The 20,863-nt window shown below is 50.7% G+C and carries 15 protein-coding genes and 2 riboswitches; of the genes, 9 read left to right on the plus strand and 6 right to left on the minus strand.

The window, feature by feature from the left end:
* Window positions 1–84: 84 nt before the first annotated feature.
* A complete protein-coding gene (locus tag HRM2_RS03745) occupies window positions 85–2,103 on the minus strand; it encodes a helical backbone metal receptor (protein ID WP_012663124.1) in 2,019 nt (672 codons plus the stop codon).
* A 33-nt stretch (window positions 2,104–2,136) separates the two neighbouring features.
* Entirely contained in the window at window positions 2,137–4,050 is a 1,914-nt protein-coding gene (locus HRM2_RS03750) for a TonB-dependent receptor plug domain-containing protein (protein WP_012663125.1), read from the minus strand.
* A 156-nt stretch (window positions 4,051–4,206) separates the two neighbouring features.
* A riboswitch (cobalamin riboswitch) is annotated at window positions 4,207–4,395 on the minus strand.
* Between the two features lie 103 nt (window positions 4,396–4,498).
* Window positions 4,499–4,699: riboswitch (cobalamin riboswitch) on the plus strand.
* Window positions 4,700–4,915: 216 nt separating this feature from the next.
* Between HRM2_RS03750 and HRM2_RS03755 the strand changes: the two genes are divergently transcribed.
* The 3 genes from HRM2_RS03755 (at window position 4,916) to HRM2_RS03765 (ending at window position 7,734) form a co-directional block, all read left to right on the plus strand.
* Window positions 4,916–5,872 carry a sirohydrochlorin cobaltochelatase gene (locus tag HRM2_RS03755; RefSeq protein ID WP_012663126.1) on the plus strand — a complete coding sequence of 319 codons (957 nt, stop codon included), beginning with the start codon at window positions 4,916–4,918 and terminating at the stop codon, window positions 5,870–5,872.
* A 252-nt stretch (window positions 5,873–6,124) separates the two neighbouring features.
* Window positions 6,125–6,904 carry a sirohydrochlorin cobaltochelatase gene (locus tag HRM2_RS03760; protein WP_012663128.1) on the plus strand — a complete coding sequence of 260 codons (780 nt, stop codon included), beginning with the start codon at window positions 6,125–6,127 and terminating at the stop codon, window positions 6,902–6,904.
* A gap of 125 nt (window positions 6,905–7,029) precedes the next feature.
* Window positions 7,030–7,734, plus strand: coding sequence for an aspartate/glutamate racemase family protein (locus HRM2_RS03765; protein ID WP_012663129.1), 705 nt, complete (start codon window positions 7,030–7,032; stop codon window positions 7,732–7,734).
* 111 nt (window positions 7,735–7,845) lie between these two features.
* On the opposite strand, the gene HRM2_RS03770 is transcribed toward HRM2_RS03765, so the two are convergent.
* Genes HRM2_RS03770 through HRM2_RS03780 form a run of 3 tightly spaced genes read right to left on the minus strand, consistent with a single transcriptional unit; the run spans window position 7,846 to window position 11,582 of the window.
* Window positions 7,846–9,096, minus strand: a complete 1,251-nt coding sequence (locus tag HRM2_RS03770) for a thiolase family protein (RefSeq protein WP_012663130.1) — start codon at window positions 9,094–9,096, stop codon at window positions 7,846–7,848.
* 20 nt (window positions 9,097–9,116) lie between these two features.
* On the minus strand, window positions 9,117–10,964 hold the full coding sequence (locus tag HRM2_RS03775; protein ID WP_012663131.1) for an acyl-CoA dehydrogenase: 1,848 nt from the start codon (window positions 10,962–10,964) through the stop codon (window positions 9,117–9,119).
* Window positions 10,965–10,988: 24 nt separating this feature from the next.
* Window positions 10,989–11,582, minus strand: coding sequence for a TetR/AcrR family transcriptional regulator (locus HRM2_RS03780; RefSeq protein WP_012663132.1), 594 nt, complete (start codon window positions 11,580–11,582; stop codon window positions 10,989–10,991).
* Between the two features lie 500 nt (window positions 11,583–12,082).
* Between HRM2_RS03780 and HRM2_RS03785 the strand changes: the two genes are divergently transcribed.
* The 4 genes from HRM2_RS03785 to HRM2_RS03800 are packed head-to-tail and all read left to right on the plus strand — an operon-like array spanning window position 12,083 to window position 17,471.
* On the plus strand, window positions 12,083–13,687 hold the full coding sequence (locus HRM2_RS03785; protein WP_012663134.1) for an FAD-dependent oxidoreductase: 1,605 nt from the start codon (window positions 12,083–12,085) through the stop codon (window positions 13,685–13,687).
* Complete coding sequence (glpB, locus tag HRM2_RS03790; RefSeq protein ID WP_012663135.1) at window positions 13,684–14,973, plus strand: glycerol-3-phosphate dehydrogenase subunit GlpB; 1,290 nt, start codon at window positions 13,684–13,686, stop codon at window positions 14,971–14,973. Before HRM2_RS03785 ends, glpB begins: the two co-directional genes overlap by 4 nt.
* Window positions 14,970–16,589, plus strand: coding sequence for a 4Fe-4S dicluster domain-containing protein (locus tag HRM2_RS24945; protein ID WP_049770398.1), 1,620 nt, complete (start codon window positions 14,970–14,972; stop codon window positions 16,587–16,589). Before glpB ends, HRM2_RS24945 begins: the two co-directional genes overlap by 4 nt.
* A 3-nt stretch (window positions 16,590–16,592) precedes the next feature.
* On the plus strand, window positions 16,593–17,471 hold the full coding sequence (locus tag HRM2_RS03800) for a CoB--CoM heterodisulfide reductase iron-sulfur subunit B family protein (RefSeq protein WP_049770399.1): 879 nt from the start codon (window positions 16,593–16,595) through the stop codon (window positions 17,469–17,471).
* A 128-nt stretch (window positions 17,472–17,599) separates the two neighbouring features.
* Here HRM2_RS03800 and HRM2_RS26480 read toward each other — a convergent pair whose 3' ends face one another.
* The gene (locus HRM2_RS26480) at window positions 17,600–17,725 is read right to left on the minus strand and encodes a type II toxin-antitoxin system PemK/MazF family toxin (protein ID WP_332306315.1); all 126 of its coding nucleotides are present in this window, start codon (window positions 17,723–17,725) and stop codon (window positions 17,600–17,602) included.
* A gap of 351 nt (window positions 17,726–18,076) precedes the next feature.
* Here HRM2_RS26480 and HRM2_RS03805 point away from each other — a divergent pair, with 351 nt between their 5' ends.
* Both HRM2_RS03805 and HRM2_RS03810 read left to right on the plus strand, forming a co-directional pair.
* Window positions 18,077–19,603, plus strand: a complete 1,527-nt coding sequence (locus HRM2_RS03805) for an SLC13 family permease (RefSeq protein WP_012663137.1) — start codon at window positions 18,077–18,079, stop codon at window positions 19,601–19,603.
* A 70-nt stretch (window positions 19,604–19,673) separates the two neighbouring features.
* Window positions 19,674–20,855 (plus strand): ABC transporter substrate-binding protein, encoded by a 1,182-nt coding sequence (locus HRM2_RS03810; protein WP_041273032.1) that lies wholly within the window; start codon window positions 19,674–19,676, stop codon window positions 20,853–20,855.
* The last annotated feature ends 8 nt before the right edge of the window (window positions 20,856–20,863 follow it).

Genomic DNA, 20,863 nt, shown 5'->3' on the forward strand with positions numbered 1-20,863 from the left:
AGTGTAGCCCTTGAAACAGCGGCGTCTGTCCCGGAAAGTAACGCAATCAAAACGTTACCTGATGGTTAAGGTAACGTTTGCGAATTACATGGCCATGTTGTGGCGTGCGGCAATACCGCTAATTAATCCGTTAAAAATCATTTCCAGGGGTTCAGGCAGAAAATGGGTGGATTCAAAGGCCGTGATCTTCTCAATGGGGTGGCCTGCAATTTTTTCAGTCATGGTTTTTACCGTGGAGGAAAAGGCCAGGAGATTGTTCAATTGTCCCCGTTCCACGGCATCACTAAGTGCAAATGCCTGTTCCACGAGGGCTGCATATTCAGGCATTAACAGCAGGGTTTCAAGCTCGCCTGCCATGGTGGAATCTGGGCGGGTTTTACAGCACTGGCAGTCCGAATCTTTGGCCAGGGTCTGGAGGGTGATGTTACGTTCTTTCAGGCGCTGGAACACATTGCGCCTGGTGAGTAGACCGTTTTGTAGAAATATGGCCTGTTTAACACCGTCATAAGCGGCTTTTGCAATGAGTTCCCCCATTTTTGTGTGACCGCCGGCACCGTCAATGGGTGGGCCATCTCCCCGGACCACAATGATATTGTCAGTTCCAGTGCCCGTTGCCTGGAGATTAAGGGGATCATCTGTGCTTCTGATGTCAAGATCGGCCAGGGCAGCGCTTTTTCCTTCGGTGATCGAGATGATGGCCCGGGTCATTGCCCGATGGGAAAGCCGCATGTTGGTCATGAGGATGATGTTGATGGTTCCGGGCTCATAACAATAGCCTGTGGAACGGGAGGCCCGCTGGGCATTGGAACAGACACCGGCGGTGACAACGGCCGTGACGGTCATATCACGGTAAAGTTTATCCGTTACCGTGAGATGGTCCATGTCTGCCCCGGTCATTAAAAGGGCAGAGGAGGCGGGGTCCCTCTTGACAGTGGTGAGTATGCGGGATATCACCGGGGCCAGATCTGCACCATGGGGCATATTCCAGGCAGGCGGTGGCAGATAGTGGTTGGCCACCGTGGTTATTCCTGTTTTAAACCCCTCCAGGGTGGAGAGCACCTCCTGGGGGGTGGTAAAATCAATGACCAGGGTTTTTTGCTTGAAATCGGCAATGCGACTGGTTACTCTGCGGCTTTCCTTGACCAGGTTCTGGTGGATGGGGATGGGTTCACTCGTAAGCAGTTCATCCGGATGGACCTGGTTGCCCGGGGTGAAGAACGCTTCGTTGTAAATGGACGCTGCCAGCCACTGGACAAAGTAACCGGTATAGGTGGAAACACGGCAGGTCATCTCACAGGGGAAGTAGAGGATCCGGTTGTTTTTGACGGCATCCACATCCTTCCATCCTGGTCGGTTGAAATATTTTTCCGCCGCCTTTCTATCCTCCCCGCATCCAAAGATCACCTGGGGATTGAACTTTTGCCATTGTTCCAGGCTGACTTCAGCGACCATGCCATCCCCTTCAGGTGCCATGGGAACACCACCGGCACGGATTACCAGCTGATTTAAAAAGGCGTTGGCCGTGGGGGTCATCACCCGGTCCCGGCCCATGAGCCTGAAGACCCGTTTTCTCTCCATGCCGTCCAGTTTTGCAAGTTTTTCAGCAATAACGGCCATGTCTTCTTCCATGGCCGCAAGCAGGGTTTTGCCGTTTTTTCCCCTGTTAAAAATACGGGCAAGGGTTTCAATGTTTTGAATGCCCTGGTCATAGGAGGTGATGTCCAGGCAGAGGGTTTTGATGTTCAGGGCGTCCAGCTGTTCCACGGTTTTTTCTTGAAAACCTGAGACAAACACCACATCGGGGTTCAATGCTTTTATCCTTTCAACACTGGGGGAGGAGAAGCCGCCCACGATGGGTTTATGGCTTTTCTGGCAGGGCAGGGAACTGTGGTAAGTCACTCCCGCAAGGGATTCTGCCGCCCCCAGGTTGCAGATGATCTCGGTAATCGACGGAACAATGGAGATTGCCCGCATGGGGGGAGTGTCAAAATGGACTTGCCTTCCCCGGCTATCGGTGATGTCCACACCTGCAGTTGAAGTTGTTACCATTATCAGAACCATGATAATGGCTTTCAATGTCGTCATTGATGCTTTTTTGTTCATTGTTTTACTCCTGCTGCAGGTGGGACATCCATATCAATAGGTCAGCTTGATACCGGCATAGGCGGACACACCGGCCCTGGCGTAGCTGAAAGCCTCTTCATAATATTCGTCAAAGAGGTTGTCCACCCGGCCAAACAGCTCAACATGGTCGTTGAATGTCCAGGAGGCTGCCAGGTTAACCAGGGTGTAGGCATCCAGGGTGCCAACGGCATTGCCATTCTTGTCGTATGCAGAGGAGGAAGCCTTTCGGTCATCCACCCACTGAACCTCCAGGTTCAAGAGGCCCTTGTCCAGAAATCCATACCGGGTGTTCAAAGATACCTTGTTTTCAGGACGGCGAACCAGCGCCTCACCATCTGGATCTTCAGTGTCCGTATAGGTATAACTGAGCATGAATCCCAGGGTGTCCATGGGATCCCAGCCGGTAAAAAATTCAACACCCTGGGTCTGGGTCTCACCATCGGCCTGGGTGTATGTCCAGGTGGTTGTGTCAAAGTCGATGCGGTTGTCATAATCCATGGAAAAGTAGGTGACGCCCATGGTAAGGGTGTTATTCATGAGCTTTTGTTCAAGGCCGATATCCCATCCATCGCTCTCTTCGGCATCAAGATCGGCATTGCCATAGTTGGGATCATACAGTTCGTAAAGGGATGGTGCACGGAAACCTGTGCCATAGCTTGCCTTGAGGGTGGTGCCGGTGGCGGAGATGGTGTAGGCGGGTGCCACTCTATAGGTTGCCTTATTGCCAAAGGTTTCATGGTCATCCACACGCACGCCAGCAATGATAACCAGATTGTCCACGGCAAGGAATTGATCCTGGATCCAGTAGCTTTTGGTATCCACTGTTTTTTCATCAAACTTTGACGCCCAGGTTCCAAAGGACTCTGATTCCATGCTCTCTTCATAGTAGGATGCACCAATGGAGAGTACGTGGGAATTAAAGTTTAAGTCCCCCTGCCATGAAACGGTTTGAGTGTCACCATCGTAGGTGGATGTTTTGTCACCGTCTTCAAAATAATCTCTATCCTGCTGACTCATCTGCCAGGTGAGCTTTGAAGTCAGAAAGTTATTGAAAAATCTATTGTTGATGTCTACCTTGCCGAAGGTCTGCCTGGAGTCGGTATTGGCATCACCATCTTCAGCATAGCCGCCCCAGTTGTATGCATCCGTGTCCACGTCCGAGTCAATATGGCGCAGGACTGCGCTGATGTTAAAATCGTCTGTGATGGAAACACCTGCATTGGCGGACAGGGTCATGTTCTCGTACCCGTCATCTTCGTCGGTGCTTGTCCCCTGGGGAATATCGTTGTTCGCATCGTTGGCAACGGAGTAACCGTCGATCCGGGTCTTTGATGCTGAAATGGCAAAGTTGACCTTGTCTGTTGCACCCGCGGCGCTGGCTCCAGCCTTCCATGTGCCATAGGAGCCTGCTTCAAATTTTGCCGACGCAGAAGGTGCTTTCTTTCCTTTCTGGGTGATGATGTTGATGACACCGGCGGTGGCATTACTGCCGTACATGACGCTCATGGCCCCACGAATAACTTCGATCCGTTCGATGTTGTCCACATTGATATTGCCAATATCCGCCCCCCTGCTAGCCCCGGAAACATCGTTGATCATGATGCCGTCAATGAGTATCAATGTGTTCTTTGAGTCAGCCCCCCGGGTGAACACAGAGGTCGCTGTGCCGGGACCACCGCTGGAAACCAGGCTGATACCTGGTACTGTTTTCAGTAATTCTGCCACACTGTTCAGGTGCTTTGCCTGGATTTCGTCGGATGTGATGACCGTGACGCTGTTTCCGCCTACTTTATCCAGGGATATTTCTGTACGGGTGGCCGAGACGACCATCTCGTCCATGTCCATACTTCTTTCTTCGGCCATTGCCGTCTGGGCAATGGACAGGCACAGTAACAAACCTGCCAGACACACCATGTTTCTTTTCATTCTTCTGCCTCCTTTAAAAGCAATCGGATTAAAAAAAATATAAAAAATTCAAGTGGCCGGGACGTTCAATATAAAAAGCCCCTAACCGATGGGTATCGATCAAGGGCTTCCCTTTCTGTCCTTATGATCACTGATGGATCCCGTTACCATGGGTATCTCATCCCTGTGAATCAGGCAGGTCTTCTGACTTTGGATCATTCTACTTGCCAGGCCTTCCCATGGCGCTCCACAGTGGCATTCTCTGGCGTTCGTCCCCGTATACAGCGGCGGGCCCGTTCCGGAATTAAACCGGATTCCCTTTTTACCCATGCATTTTAAATGGGTACCTGATTCACCGATTCAAGTATCAAGGAGACAGAAGGGTGTCAAGAAAATATCAGTCATATTTTTATTGACAAAAAAACAACTTTGCTCTTATTACTATCAATCGTAGAAAGGGCAGCGTTTTTTTGCAGCCCGCTTTTAAGGTGCTCAACAGCTTAAAATGGGAATCCTGTGGAATTCAGGAACGAGCCCGTCGCTGTAATCGGGGACGAAAACCGCAAATTGCCACTGTTTTTTTAAAAAATGGGAAGGCGCGGTTTGCATGAAGTTCATGCGTATAGGATGATCCGAAAGTCAGAAGACCTGCCTTGAGAGTTGTCTCTATTTCCATGGACCGGGAATGGGACGGATCGTTTATTTATGGGAAAAAGGATCCCCTGATCACATCAGGGGTTTCAATACGGGATTCCCTGCCTTGATTTCAAGGCAGGGAATTTTTATTTTTATGACCTGGTACGTGTTTGAAATGATTTTTATTTAGGCGGGCAGATATGAATTGTGTTGAGCATCAGGGTCTCTTTTTTAAAGGAAAAGTTTAAAAATGATTAAGAAAATCGGTTGTTTTATTTTCTCATTGGTTGTTTTGCTCGCATTGACGTCTGTTGCTTCTGCCTCGGAATCCCAGAAAAAAGCCATTGTGCTTGCAAGTTTCGGTACCTCATATCCAGATGCGTTAAAATCACTTATCAACATTGGTGAATTGGTAAGAAACGAGAATCCAGGGGTTGTTGTAAAGCACGCATTTACTTCCAATATCATCAGAAAAATCTGGCAGGAACGTCAAACGGATACGGCCTTTCAATCGGAAAATAAGGGCGTCCCAGAAGAATTTCTGTATATAAAAAATCCCCTTGCAACCATTGCAGATCTTCAAAATGAGGGCTACAGAACCATTGTTGTTCAACCCACCCATGTTTATGCCGGTGAAGAATTTGCTGACCTTAAATCCTATGTTGCAGGCTTTAACAGCATAAAGACCCTGAAAGCTAAATTCATGCCCTTTGATAAACTTGTCCTTGGAAGGCCTGCCCTTGGTGAGCCTGGAAAGAGCCCTGATTACCATGAAGACATTGAAATCGCTGCAAAGGCCCTTGCCGAAGATGTTGCATATGCTAAATCCCGTGGTGCCGCTCTTGTTTATATGGGGCATGGAAATGAATATTTTTCCACTGGGGTCTATGCAGAACTGCAGGACCAGATGCGCAGGATGTATCCAGATGTAAATATTTTTATCGGAACCGTTGAAGGTTTCCCCTCCCTGGATACGGTTACCCAGGGGCTCAAGCACACCAATGTTAAAAAAATTGTTTTAAAACCGTTGATGGTTGTTGCCGGTGACCATGCCAATAATGATATGGCAAGTGACGAAGAGGATTCATGGAAAACGATTTTTACGAAAATGGGTATAACTGTTGAGTGCATTGTCAAAGGTCTGGGCGAAAATGATCAATGGGTCAAGATCTATGGCCAGCATATCAAGGACATAATCAACGAGTAAAGTAATCATTCAGCACCCGATATGATGGGGGGATTAAATCCCTCCATCATTTATCAAAAATTGCAGGCACGACCCGAGTTGAATGTACCGTGCGTTCCTGCCGCAGCCAGTTTACAGACACGGACAACACCCGAAAAGATAAGATTGATGCCTATACAACTGCGGACACCAAGATCATTCAACCGTTTTTGATTCGATCTAAATCCGGTGAGGTGTATGTCCATCTCATCAACATCTTTGATAAGGTATTAGATGATGAAAACACCTATTGTTTTATCTGCATTTGGAACCACCTCCAGGGCCCTGGATACCTATGCCTTTATGGACGGGATTGTCCGGGAAAAATTTCCAGACCATGACATCAGATGGGCCTATACCTCCCGAATTGTCCGCCACAGGCTCAAGGGTGATTCTGCAGCTAAGGTCAAGCATCCTTCAACCGTTTTAGACGAACTTTTTGAGCAGGGATATCCCTGGGCCGTTGTCCAGTCCATGCACCTGACCTGGGGCCATGAATTTTATCGCCTGGTGGGAGATGCTGACCAGAGCGACATTCGAACCAGCATGGGGCTGCCCCTTTTAACCGCCTATGATGATTATCTAAAGGTCAGCAGGGCCCTTTCGCTGGAGATATCCTCTGACCCCCAACAGGCAACTGTCCTGGTCGGCCATGGAACCGATCATCCGGCCTGGACCTCATATCTTGCCCTGGATACCATTTTGAAAAATGAATATGGCCCTGGCATCCATGTGGGGGTTGTGGACAAGGAGCCTTCCAAGGACCTGCTCATTGAAAAACTTGCCAGATCCGGTGTCCGCCAGGTCTCGTTGATCCCTTTGATGCTCGTGGCAGGTGTCCATGTGGCAGAGGATTTAAACGGTGATGAAGATTCCTGGAAGAATGCGTTTAATGAACGCGATATTGCCGTTACAGTCACAGAAAAGGGTGTGGGCTATAATCCAAAAATTGTTGATATCTTTGTCGACCATATCCAGCAGGCCCTGGATTTGATACCCGGCTCAGATCAATAGTCGGGTTTATCCCAAAAAAAGGAGTTTAAAATGTCGCTGACCGGAATGGAGATATTCAATTTATATTTGAACGTCTTTCCAATGGACAACGCCTTCACAGGCGTCGAGGAAAAAGGAACAAAGGTATGAAAACAATCGGTCTGATAGGTGGTATGAGTTGGGAGAGTACGCTTAATTACTATCGTGCCATTAATGAGGGGGTTAAAAACGCCCTTGGCGGTCTGCATTCAGCAAAAATTGTTCTGTACAGTGTTGATTTTGAACCCATAGAAAAACTGCAACAGGCTGGAGACTGGGACGGCACAGCCAGAATTCTTTCAGAAGCTGCAAAAAATGTGGAGTCAGCAGGTGCGGATTTTCTCCTCATCTGCACAAATACCATGCACAAAGTTGCCCCTGAAATTCAAGGAGCCATTCAAATCCCCCTTCTCCATATTGCTGATGCAACGGCAGAAACCCTTGCTGGTGAACAGATAAAAACCGTTGGCCTGCTGGGAACTTCTTTTACAATGGAGCAGGATTTTTACAGGGGAAGATTAAGGGATACCCATGGCCTGAATGTCCTGGTGCCCAATGATAATGACAGAAAAATTGTTCATGACACAATATATCAGGAGCTTTGCCTGGGAAAAATCAGATCGGATTCAAAGGCTGCGTTTTTGCGCATCATCGGTTCCCTGGCAGATCAAGGTGCTGAGGCGGTTATACTGGGGTGCACAGAAATTGGAATGTTGGTCAATCAGTCAGATACCCGGGTAAGACTTTTTGATACCACCACTGTACATGCTGAGAAGGCTGTTGAATATGCAACGGGAAAGCCTATGCCATAAAGGCGGTTTCAGCTGAATTTTCGGGTTGATATGTTTCATCTTGGCGATGTCTGTTTTTACACCAGGAACTGAAGGTGAAGCCGTCAGTTCCTGGTGTGCAGGTCGTATGATTTAGATCATTTCAATGGCGCAGGCCATGGACACACCGCCGCCGCCGCACAGGGTTGCCATGCCAAGGGTCTTGTTTCTGTGTTTCAAGGCATGCATGAGGGTGACAACGATTCTTGCACCCGTGGAACCCACGGGGTGGCCAAGGCCGATACCAGATCCATTGACATTGGTGATCTCCCGGTTGAGGCCAAGTTCTTTTTCGCAACCAAGGTACTGGGCCGCAAAGGCTTCATTGACTTCCATGAGCTCAAAGTCTTCTAACGAAAGGTTGCTGTTTTTGATCAGATTTTTGACCGCAGGAACAGGAGAGAGGCCCATGACCGAGGGGTGACAGGCTCCCCTTGAAACCGCCTTGATCCTGGCAATGGGTTTGAGACCCAGTTCCTTTGCCCGGTCAAGGGACATGATGATCATGCCGGTTGCCCCGTCGTTGAGTCCCGAGGCGTTGCCTGCCGTGACTGTACCGATCTTGGGCACAAAGGCCGGGGGCAGCTTGGCAAGTTTTTCCATGGTCATGCCGGGCCTGAAATGTTCGTCCTTGTCAAAGAGAATGGGATCTTTTTTTCGCTGGGGAACGGGAACCGGCACGATTTCTTCGGCAAACGAGCCGTCGCTGGTGGCGCGTTCGGCTGAATTGTGGCTTCTCAGGGCGATCTGGTCGGACTCTTCCCGGGTGATACCCAGATGTTGGGCAATGAACTCGGCCGTGTGGCCCATGATATAGGGCTTGCCCACAAACATGCTCAAGGGCGCCTTTGTTTCGTCAACCGGTCCGTCTTCGGGATGGGGAATCACATGGGATCCGCAGTGGAGGGCGTGGATCAGGGTGTCCACCAGGGTCTGATCCTGGAGGCGGCATCCCCATCTTGCTCCTGGAGCGGCATAGGGGGCGCTTGACATATGTTCGGTGCCGCCGGCAAGGATGACATCAGCCATGCCGGCCTGGATCATGGCCATGCCTGAAATCATGGCTTCCATGCCCGAGATGCATACCCGGTTGACCGTGACGGCTGTTATGGTTTCTGGAATACCGGCCAGAAGGGCTGCCACCCTTGCCGTGTTAAGGGTGTCGAAGGATTCAATGCAGGTGCCGTACCGCACATCGTCGATGATTGCCGGATCAATCCCGGCCCGTTTGATCGCTTCTTTCATGGTGATTGAGGCAAGGTATGCCCCACTCAAATTCTTTAGTGTCCCACCAAAGCCGCCAATGGCGGTCCTGCATCCTGAAACGATTACAACTTCCTTCATTGTTCTGTCTCCTTATGGGTTTAAAATGAGTTGGCATGCATGGTGACGGCAGGGTTCGTTCCCTGGGCAATGGCCTTAAGCTTTCCCATGGTTGCCGGTAAAAGAGTGTTGATGAAAAATTCGGCAGTCGTGATCTTGCCATGGTAAAAGGCGGCGTTTTTGTTGTTTGCTAAAATTTCATCAAGTGAATTGGCATTTGATTTGTTCAAGATATCATCCAGGGAGGGCTGGGCAACGTTTGCCCGCCACAGCAGCATCCACGCCATGATCACATCCCCTGTGGCTTCAAGCAAAGGATGGGCAAAGGCAAAGGTGGATTTGAACTGTGGGCCCCTGATACCCTGGGTCATTTTTGTGCAGGTGGTTTCAAGCAATTCTGCCGCAGCCGTTACTTTTTCTCCCATCATCTCCAGCCCTTCGGTCTCCATTGCCCTCTGGCCAGTTTTTTTAATTTCTTCAACAAGGGATGTGAGAAAGGCGCCCTTGGCCATGGTCAGTTTCCTGCCAAGGAAATCCATGGCCTGGATGCCGTTTGCTCCCTCGTAGATTGAGCAGATTTTGCAGTCCCTGACCAGCTGTTCCATGGGGTATTCCCGGGTATAGCCGTAACCGCCAAATACCTGCATGGCATCCACGCACACGTCAAAGCCCCGTTCGCTGCAATAGGCCTTGACAATGGGGGTGAGAATTTCAGTGAGACCCTGGTAACGATCCTTTTCCGCCTGGGTGTCTGCACAATGGCCCTTGTCAATGCAGAAGGCCGTGTAATAGAGCAGGCTTCGCATGCCTTCCACATGGGCTTTCATCTTGGTGAGCATGCGACGGACGTCCGGGTGCTGGATGATGGGGACCTGGGGGGCTGAACTGTCCCGGCTTGTTTCAAGGGAACGGCCCTGGCATCGGGTGCGGGCATAGTCAAGGGCGTAGAGGTAGGCACATGAGGCGTGGGTGGCTGCCTGGGTTCCCACCTCCAGACGTACCTCGTTCATCATGTGGAACATGATCTGCATACCCTGGTTTTCCTTGCCCAGCAAAAATCCCCGGCATTGGCCCTTGCTGCCAAGGGATAGACTGCATGTGGGGCTTCCGTGGAGTCCCATCTTTTCTTCAACGCCCGTGCATACCACATCATTGGATTCGCCAAAGCTGCCGTCCTCGTTGACCCAGATTTTGGGAACGATGAAGATGGAGATACCCCGGGTACCGGCAGGAGCGCCTTCAATCCTGGCAAGTACCGGATGGATGATGTTATCCGTAAGGTTCTGCTCGCCGTTGGTGATGAAGATCTTGTTGCCCGTGATGGAGTAGGTGCCATCGTCGTTTTTTGTGGCAGTGGTGGTCAGAGCTCCCAGATCAGATCCGGCAGAGGGTTCGGTCAAAAGCATGGATCCACCCCACTCAAGGGTGTAGAGCTTTTCAAGGAAGAGCGCTTTCTGGGCTGGAGTGCCGAAATAATCGATCATTTTGCCCGCACCATGTCCCAGGATCACATAGACCATCATGGTGTAGTTGGCACCGATCAAATAATCCAGGGCTGCCTGGGCAATGGTGTGGGGGAGCCCCTGGCCCCCGAATTCAGGATCGGCTGTAAGGGCGCCCCATTCTCCCTTGCGAAGGAGGTCAAGTCCCCTTTTAAAGCACTCGGGAACAGTCACGCATCCTCGGTCAAAGTTTACGCCCTGTCGGTCGCATTCGGTAAAGGTGGGAAGGATCTCTTTAATGGCAAGGGTCCTTGCCTCCTTGACGACCATGTCTGCCATGGTTTTGTTGATGTCCTTGAATTTTTTCGATGCAAGGATGCCCATTGTGTCCAGCTGTTCATAAAGAACAAACTCAATGTCCCGCTGGTCTGCGATCTGTTCTGCCATGCTTTTTCCTGTCCCCCTGTTCTATTATGGTTTGATGCCTTTAAAAATCAAATCGGTTATGTGCCGGGCCGTCTCGTCCGTTGAAATGGCTTTGTTGAAGATGGCCCGGTTCATACAAGAGTGTTCGATGGCGCCAAAGATGGTATTCCGGATAAAGGTGGCGGGGATATCCCGTCGTATTTCGCCTGCTGCTACACCCTGTTCAATGAGGGTCATGATGATTTTGTTGAGGATCCTGACCTGCTGGTATGCCTTGCTTTCAAAGTAGTCGTCACTGTTTCTCACCTCCAGGAGAATGATTCGTGCAAAGACCCGGTGGTTGGCATAGCGGTCGATGCACGACCAGATCACCTTCTGGAGACGGTTCAGGGGGCCGTCGATGCCCTTAAGATCCCGCCGGATCTGGGCGAGGAAGTCTTCGTAATGGACGGACAGCACCTGGTGAAGGATGTCCCGTTTATCCTTGAAATATTTATAGATCAGCCCTTCGGTAACCCCGGCGGTTCTGGCAATCTCTGCAATGGTAATAGAGGCGAAGTGTCTCTCCTCCAGAAGGTGTCGCAGGGCTTTGAGGATTTTTCTCTTTCCCGGTGGAAATGGATTCCCTAACTGTTCCATGGGCCTTTCAGGTATGTTTTATTTACCTGCCCCGTTGTTGACTTATTGTATGTTATATCAGTTTGTTGTCGTGTGAAGATAGTCTTATCTCCATGTTGATAATTATGGTAAGTGATAGTTACTTATTCGAATGGAGGATGTCAAGGAAAAATTTTAGGTCAGGTGCAGTCCATGCCCAGATCTGTGGCCATGAAATTGTCAGCTCTTTTTACATCTTGTAAAAAAATATCGCATTCATTTTCCAGGGATCAACCTGTGGATGGACAAGGGCAAGCGGATCGCCCCTCTGTTTGCCGTGGCCCATGGAGATGCTTTCTTCCCGAATTTTGTGGCCACGTGTCAACCGATTATAAGGGAATAGGGGCCCTGGGGGTAAGAATTTTAGAAATTGGCACAACACTTGCTGATATCCCTAGGTGGGGGACCTGATCTTTGAATCTTAAATCTTCATGACGTTTGGATGATTGATAACCGCTTTCCTGGACAAAAAAGGAACGGCAATGGAAAAAACAATCGAAACCCAGGTGCTGGTGATCGGAGGCGGGGCAACAGGTACTGGTATTGCCAGGGATCTTGCCCTTCGCGGAGTCAAGCTTATCCTCATTGAGAAAAGCGATTTAAATGCCGGCGCTTCCGGAGCAAATCACGGGCTTTTACATTCTGGCGCAAGATATGTCTATACCGATGCCGAGGCTGCCATGGAATGCCTGGCAGAAGGGTCGCTTTTAAAACAGATAGCCCCCCATTGTATTGAAGATACCGGTGGACTTTTTGTGGCGGTATCCGGGGATGAGGAGGGGTATATCGCTGATTTTCCCGGCCTGTGCCAGCGTTCGGGTATCCCTTGCCAGTCCCTGAATCTAAAAGAGGTCAGGGAGATGGAACCCTGTTTGTCCCCTAATTTGATCGCCGCCTTTGGGGTGCCCGATGCGGCTATTGACCCCTTTAAACTTTCCATTGAAAACCTCAATGATGCGTTGAACCGGGGCGGGCAATATTATGACCATGCCCGGCTGGAATCATTTATCGTTGAACACCATCGTATCGCGGGTGCCCGAATTTTGAACATGGAAACCCGGGAATTGTTTGTCATCAAGGCCGATATCTATGTGAGTGCCACAGGTGCCTGGGCTGATTGTGTGGCTGCCCGGGCCGGGGTTCATATCCCCATGGTCTATTCCAAGGGCAGTTTGCTGGTCACGGGCAGGCGAATGGCAACCCGGGCCATTAATCGTCTAAGACATCCCAGCAACGGCGATATCCTCATGCCCGGCGGTGTGGTTTCCATCCTTGGCACCACATCTGTAAGAACGGCATCTCCAGACAACCTTTTTCCCAGCGTTGAAGAGGTGGACATGATCATCGACCAGGGTGAACCGATGATACCGGCCCTGGGGCATTGCAGGTTTATCAGGGCCTATTCCGGGGTCCGCCCCCTGGTCAGTGCAGGTGGGGGGGATGACCGGACCGTGTCCAGGGGGTTTTCCCTTCTGGATCATGCCAGGGACGGGGTGGATAATTTTATTACCATTACCGGGGGAAAACTGACCACCTTCCGGTTGATGGCGGAAAGAACCTCAGACATGGTCTGTGGCAAACTTGGCATTTCTGCTGCTTGTCAAACCCGGGATTTGATCCTTCCCAGAACTGCAGGAGGGGGATGGACCGAGCCAGGGGTTGCCCTGGGCCAGAAGTTTTTCTCCCGGACCAAGGGAGACCCTTTGTTGTGCGAATGTGAAATGGTACCGGCCAGCGCCATTGACTCCCTTGTTTCCACCATTCGGAAAAACTGGGCAAAGCCAGACCTTTTGGCCATTGCCCTGAGAAGTCGTATTGGTAAAGGTCCCTGCCAGGGCGCTTTCTGCAGTGTCCGGGTGCTGTCCCATCTGTACAACCAGGAAGAGGTGGAAGGGCCCCAGGGGGCCGACGGGCTCCGGCGTTTCTTAAATGAACGGTGGAAGGGGGAACATGCCCTGTTGTGGGGAACCGTCCTTGGCCAGTCTTCCCTGAAGGAGATGATCCATTGCGGTCTGTTCTGTCTTGAACTTGAACCCCCATATGAGTCAGGGGATCAAACCGGAGAGCCAACAGGAGGGCAAAGATGAACGGACACAGGGACATGGATTGTGACCTTCTGGTCATCGGAGCGGGCCTGGCCGGTATGGTGGCGGCTGTCCGGGCAGCCCACCTTGGGCTGAGAACGGTTTTGGCCGGAAACTCCGGAGGGCTGATTCTGGTGAGCGGGCTCATGGATTATCTGGGGGTCTATCCCATGGATGCACAGGGTTCTTTGGACGATCCAGCCCAGGGGCTTGCCTGGCTCCTGGCAAATAATTCGGCCCATCCTTATGGGGGCGCCCGTCATGAACAGATCGTTCAATACTTTGGGTTTTTAAAGGATGTTCTGGGCAAGGCAGGTCTTGACTATCATCTGTCCCCTGGCCGGAACCTTCCGGTGCTAACTTCCCTGGGAACGATGAAACCCAGTTTTATGGTGCCCAAAACCATGGAAAAAGGGACCCATCTTCTGGGGGATGAAAAACGGCTGCTCGTGATTGATATCAAAGGCCTCCAGGGATTCAGCGCACGTCAGGTGGCAGCCAAGGTGAAGAACCGCCTGGCCCATGTCATTCCCCTGAGTGTTGAAATCCCGGGCGTCAACACAAGCATCCCTCCCCTTGTCCTGGCCGAACGGTTTGAAGATCCCCGGGTACAGGAGGTCTTTGCAAGTCAGGTGCTTGCCTATTCAGATCAAGCCGATATTGCGGGGATGCCGGCTGTCTGCGGTATCCATGACAGTCTTGGTCTCCAGAAAAAACTGGAAACCATGATCGGGTTGGATCTGTTTGAAATTCCGGGTATTCCTCCCTCCATTCCCGGGTTGCGGCTGAAAAATGCCTTTGATCGGTTGCTGGCCGCGTCAGGCGTGACATTTTTAAGCAATATCATGATCAAAGATCCTGTATTTAACGGTAAAAAATTTATCTGTACCGGTACCACTGACAGCCGCAGCCTGTCTATCTCTGCCAGGGGCGTGGTGCTTGCCACGGGACGATTTCTGGGCAACGGCCTCCACGCCCGCCGGGACCGGATTGTGGAGCCGGTATTTAACTTGAACGTGCACCAGCCTGTAATGCGCAACCTCTGGCACGAAACCAATTTTTTAGCCCGCCAGGGCCATCAAATCAATCAGGCCGGAGTTGAAACAGACCCGGGATTCAGGCCCCTCAACGCCAAGGGCCAGCCCGTGTTTTCCCATCTTTACGCCGTTGGCAGTATTCTGGCCCACAATGACTGGGTGCGGCTTAAATCCGGGGCCGGGGTTTCCCTGGTCTCTGCCTGTACTGCAGTGGATGGTTTTTGTCGGAAAAACTGGGGGGTGGAATCATGATATTTAGAATCCTCCTGGGCAGTGCGTTGATCATTTTTCTGGCAGGTCTTGTTTATCGTTTCCGGTCCATTCCAGGGGCAGGCCGGTTCGTTGAAAAGGGCAGGGCGTTCCAGGAAAAGGCGAAATTTGACCTTGATGTACGGGGAGGGCTGCTGAACACGGTATTCCAGACGAAATTGTTCAAGGCAGCAAAACTGAGGTGGCTGGTTCATTTTCTGGTCGTTTCCGGGTTTGTCTATCTCCTGGTCGTCCATGCCCTGGATGATGTGACTTCGGGGTTGTTTTATTGGTATCAGCCGGGAATTGCACCCTTCAGGTTTTTGAGAAATCTTGCGGGCGTCTTTGTCGGTCTGGGATGTATCCTTTTTCTGCTTCGCCGGATGAATCGGTTCAGGCCAGGCAATTTTCATATAAACAGGCCCGGTATAAGTGCATCCCTGTTGATCCTGGCCCTTGTGGGATCCGGGTTTCTGCTGGAATCCTTCCAGATCATATCTGAACCCCGGTTTGACGAGATGGTGGCAGACTATTCCGAACTGGACGAAGAAAACGGACTCATGGATTTAAAGGGCTTTTGGGTTCAGGAGTATCACCTGGTGGTCAAAGACACGACGTTTAAGGCAAGGGTTTTTGAGTCGGGCAGCGATTTAAACCAGGAATACTGCATGGACTGCCACGACAGGCCTGACAGCGCTTTTGTCTCAACTTCCCTGGCAGGATTTGTAAGGGAGGGGGGCAACCGACTGGCCCGGTTCCGGGTGGACAAATTCCTGTACTGGCTCCATGCTGGTATTGCCCTTGTTTTACTGGCCCTGGTTCCTTTTACCCGGATGTTTCACCTGATCGCCATTCCCGTGGCAAGCAGCCGCAAGCGGGTTACGCCCCAGTCCCTGGAACAAGGGGGTGAGGGGCTGGATTTTTTCAGCCTCACGGCCTGCACAGATTGCAGGTTTTGTTCACAGGTCTGCAATGTGTACCCGAATTATCAGATCACGGGCAATGCTGGAATTCTGCCCCATGTAAAAATTGAGGCCATCCGGACCATGGCAGAAAAAGGGATAGGGGACGCCGGAACCGCGGTCCTTCTACGGTCGGGAAATGATGATTGTGCCCGGTGTGGCAGGTGCGGGGATATCTGCCCGGCAGGTATTGACCTGGTTCGTTTGTGGGAATCGGCTGATTCCCTTATGGAACATCTAGGCTGTCCGGATAATTATACCCAGGTGTTTGACACCCCCCTTGACCAGTGGACAGGAATAACTTTCCCTTCACAGGAACCGGACACCAATACTTTTTGTTTCGGTCTGGCTGACCAGGTGGAGGCCTTTGAAAACTGCGTCCAGTGTACCATCTGCACCAATGCCTGTCCCGTGGTGGCCTATGATCCTGATGGAACGGACCTGGGGCCCCACCAGGTGATGAACCTGTTGCGGCTGGGGAAAAAAGAGATGGCCACGGCATCCCCCATGGTATGGAATTGCCTTACCTGTTATGCCTGCCAGGAATTGTGTCCCCAGGGCATACGGATCACGGACATTCTTCTTGAGCTTCGGGTCCAGGGGCAGAAAAGGGCAGAGCAGATTAAATTGACTCGATTAACCTCTCAGGGGGGCTGACAAATGAAAGTGGCTTATTTTCCCGGATGTCAAATTACTTTTTCGCTCAAGTCCTATGGAAAGGCAGTGGAGGCGATCATGGCCGCACTGGGGGTGACCCTTGTCCGGCTGCCGTTTAATTGCTGCGGGAACCCATCTCGGGGCAAAAACCTTGAAGTGAGTGTTTTTTCGGCCATAAAGAACCTGGTCCTGGCCCAAAAATATGGACTGGACATCATGACGCCCTGCCAATGCTGTTTTGGTCAGCTTAAATATGGGTTGTACTGGTACGAAAACAGAAAAGCGCTTCGGGATAAAATTGACCGGTTGCTGGCAGACCAGGGGCTTTTTTACCCAGGTTCCCCTGGTTCCCCCCCAGGGGAACCTGCCGGGATCAAACATCTGCTCTCATTTTTGTACCACGACATTGGGATCGACACCCTGAAAAAAAAGATCACAAGGCCCCTGGCACCTGAAAAAATAGCACTCCAGCATGGATGCCACGCCCTGCGTCCCTTTTCCGTCACCGGGTTTGACAACCCCTCTGCACCTATAATCTTCAAGACACTGGTGAATATCACGGGCCTTGAGGCCATTGACTGGTCAAAACAAACAGAGTGCTGCGGCAGCCCAGTGGCCAAAGACAATGAAGCGCTGGCCCTGAAAATGATTACCCATAAGGCGGAAACCGCCAGTCGGGAAGGCGCTGCCCATATCTGCACGGCCTGTACCCATTGCCAGATCCAGTACCAGGGAAAAGATGCCGCCCATATCCTTTCAGATAAAAACCTTTCGGCCGTTCCCTATCCTTTTTTCCTGGGCGCCGCACTGGGAATTCCCATTGCTGAAATGACAACCGGTGAAAACCATCAACCCTCCATCACGAACCCTCGCCTCCAATGACTGCTTGTCAAGAAAGTCCATCCTAAAAAGACTTTTTGCCAGGGCATGGCCCTTAAACCTGCAACCTTGATCCACCACCTAAAAAAATGACTCAAGGCGTGCTTCCATTCACGTATGAAGAAAAAAACTCAGACAGGCATGACCCTTGTTGGGTAGTTTCGTCCTTTAGTTGTCATCGGGGCAACAATTACTGTGCCTATATTTAGATTCATTTCATTTGGAGAAACGATTAGCGGTTGAGGCGCGTAGAAAATCCCTTAAATCGTTTTTAGAGGGGTATAAAAAAACAGGCAGTGGATTTGGGGCAATGGCGACCCTTGACATTTCAGTTTGAGTCTGCTCTAATTTTTATCTCAACTTTCGGACTTCAATTTTGATGATCGGGGGCAGGCTTGTGTTATTGGAGGCTGAATCTTTTATCAGGCTCCATTCTTTTGACAATATCTGGCCCCCTTTCTAAGCCTAACAAAAGTGCAATAATACACTCCTGACCCATGGAACTCCAGATGGCGGACCTTGTAACTCCCATATGTTACTAAACCTGTTTCCCGTAAAGATCCCCCACAAGGATTTTACATCGATAAAACAGAAGAGGAGAGTTTAAGATGAAATTTAGCAAACATACGAGATCAAAAGCGCAAATGGTTGGATTGATATTCGGTCCTGTTTTGTTTTTTCTTGTCCTGTCCTTTGATTTTGTGCCGGGAAAGCCGGTGGTGACCCGCATGGCTGCCATTGCTTTGCTCATGTCCATATGGTGGATCACTGAGGCGATCCCTTTGGCAGGTACGGCCATCCTTCCCATGATTCTGTATCCGTTGATGGGCATTTTAGCAGGCAAGGCAACGGCACCCATTTATTTTAACAGTACGATTTTTCTTTTTATCGGCGGTTTCATGATTGCGCTGACCATGGAGAAATGGGATTTGCACAGACGGTTGGCGCTTTTGACCATACGGACCATCGGGGGAGGGCCTTCCAGAATCATCCTGGGATTCATGGCCGCTTCCGCCTTTTTGTCGGCGTGGATGTCCAATACCGCCACCACCATCATGATGCTTCCCATTGGTCTGTCCATCATCCTGAAAATGGAAGAAGAGTTTGGTGAGGCCGACACCCACTGTTTTGCACTCTGTTTAATGCTTGGAATTGCCTATGCTGCATCCATGGGCGGTATGGCCACCCTGGTGGGAACCCCTCCCAACCTTGTACTGCAGCGTACGTTTCAACTCACATTTCCTGAAGCCCCGCCCATTTCCTTTGGCATCTGGATGATCATGGCGGTTCCCATATCTGTGTGCATGGTGCTTACCATCTGGGTTGTGCTTACAAAACTCATCTATCGGCCGGCAGAGCACCTGAAGGTGGATCCAAAGATTGTGAATGATGAATACAAAGCCCTGGGGCCCATGAGCTACGAAGAAAAGGTTGTTGCCATGGTCTTTTTTATAACGGCGTTATTATGGGTGTTCAGAAAAAATCTTGTTTTGGGATTTATGACCATACCTGGATGGTCAAACCTGCTTCCCACTGCGAAACTGATTGATGACGGCACGGTGGCGATTTTCATGGCCTTTCTTCTGTTTTTCTTCCCCACGCGTAACCCCCAGGCCAAAACGGCAACACTGATGGACGTAACGGTTTTTAAAAATCTTCCCTGGGATATAGTCATCCTTTTCGGCGGGGGATTTGCCCTGGCAAAAGGGTTTCAAGTCACCGGGCTTGCCGATTTTATCGGCAACAAGCTTCAAGTTCTTGCAGGATTCAGTACCGTCGCCATGATTGGGGTTATTTGCACCAGCCTGACCTTCCTGACCGAGCTGACATCCAACACTGCCACCACCCAGATGATTCTACCTATTCTGGCCTCCATTGCGGTGGCCATGAAGACCAATCCCCTCCTGTTGATGATTCCGGCGGCCCTTGCCTCATCCTGTGCGTTTATGATGCCGGTTGCCACGCCTCCCAACGCCATTGTATTTGGAAGTGGGCGGGTTAAAATAGGCGAAATGGTCAAGGCAGGTCTGTTGATTAATCTCATCGGCATTGTCCTTATAACGACCCTGTTCCTCCTGGTGGGGACGGCGGTATTTGGTATCAAAGTCGGTGTGCTGCCGGTCTGGGCCCAGTAATTAAAGGCGTGGGATGTAAGGTGAATATCTAATGACTTCTTTTAATTTATTTAATTTAAGGGAGCGTAAAATGCCAGCCTGCATAAAAAGCGTGTTGATTGTCGTGTTTCTAATGCTTGTGATACCGGTTGAGACCCATGGGGCTGAGCCCATTGTTGTCGGAGTTCCCCTTCCCCTGTCTGGAAAACAGATGAAAGACGGGCAAATGATGAAGGATTCCTTTGAAATGGCCAGGAAACTGATCAACGAAAACGGCGGGATTAATGGCCGCCCCCTGGCGCTTGTCTATGGCGATGATCAGGGAAAAGAATCCGTGGGCGAAAAGATCGTCAGGGACTTGGTTGTCACTGATAAAGCCGTGATGCTGGTCGGCGGACATACGAGCGCTCCGACCTATGCCATGGCAGAAACTGCCAATACCCTGGATGTGCCTTTCCTTGTCTGTACGGCTTCGGCAGACAGGATCACCCGGAAAAGATGGAAAAATATTTACCGGCTGAATCCGCCGATCAGTGAGTATACCAAAGGCCTGGAGGATTTCTGGATGAAGTCGATCAAGCCGAAATTTATCTCGATCCTCTATGAGAACAGCATGTTCGGGATGGATGGTGCGACCCATATGATGGGCTTTTGCCAGGAGAACGGCATTGCCATGGGTTCGAGCGTGGGATATGACCGGGAACGGACAGACCCGGCCTATTTCCGTTCTATATTGGCACTGCAGGTGGACGATCCGCCGGATCTTATTTATATGGTTTCCCGTCTGGATGATGGTGTCGCCCTGGTTAAAGCCATCCGGGAAGTTAAAATTGAGGTTCTGTTGTGCGGGGGGGCCGGCGGATTTACCAGCGATGAATTCATCAAGAGGGCGGGGAAAGCTGCCAGTCATTTATTAACAGCCACCCTGTGGTCCCACCAGTTGCCATACCCCGGGACAAAAAAATACCATGATCGTTTTCTGCAGGTTTATTCCTATGCTCCTGATTATCACGGTGCCGAAGCCTATTCCGCGCTGCTGGTGGCGGCAGACGCATTGAAACGTGCTGACTCGTTAAGCCCAGGGAGTATCCGGGCGGCATTGGATAAAACATACATGACCACACCCTTCGGTCCTGTAAAGTTCTACGCCTATGACGGTTTTGAGAGGCAGAACACCGTGCGCACACTGGTGCTGCAGATTATTAACGGCAGGTTTGAAGTGATCTGGCCCCTGGACATCGCCACGGCCCGGTTTGTGCCCCTTGATAAATGACACAGGCA

This window comes from Desulforapulum autotrophicum HRM2 (assembly GCF_000020365.1).
GTDB lineage: Bacteria > Desulfobacterota > Desulfobacteria > Desulfobacterales > Desulfobacteraceae > Desulforapulum > Desulforapulum autotrophicum.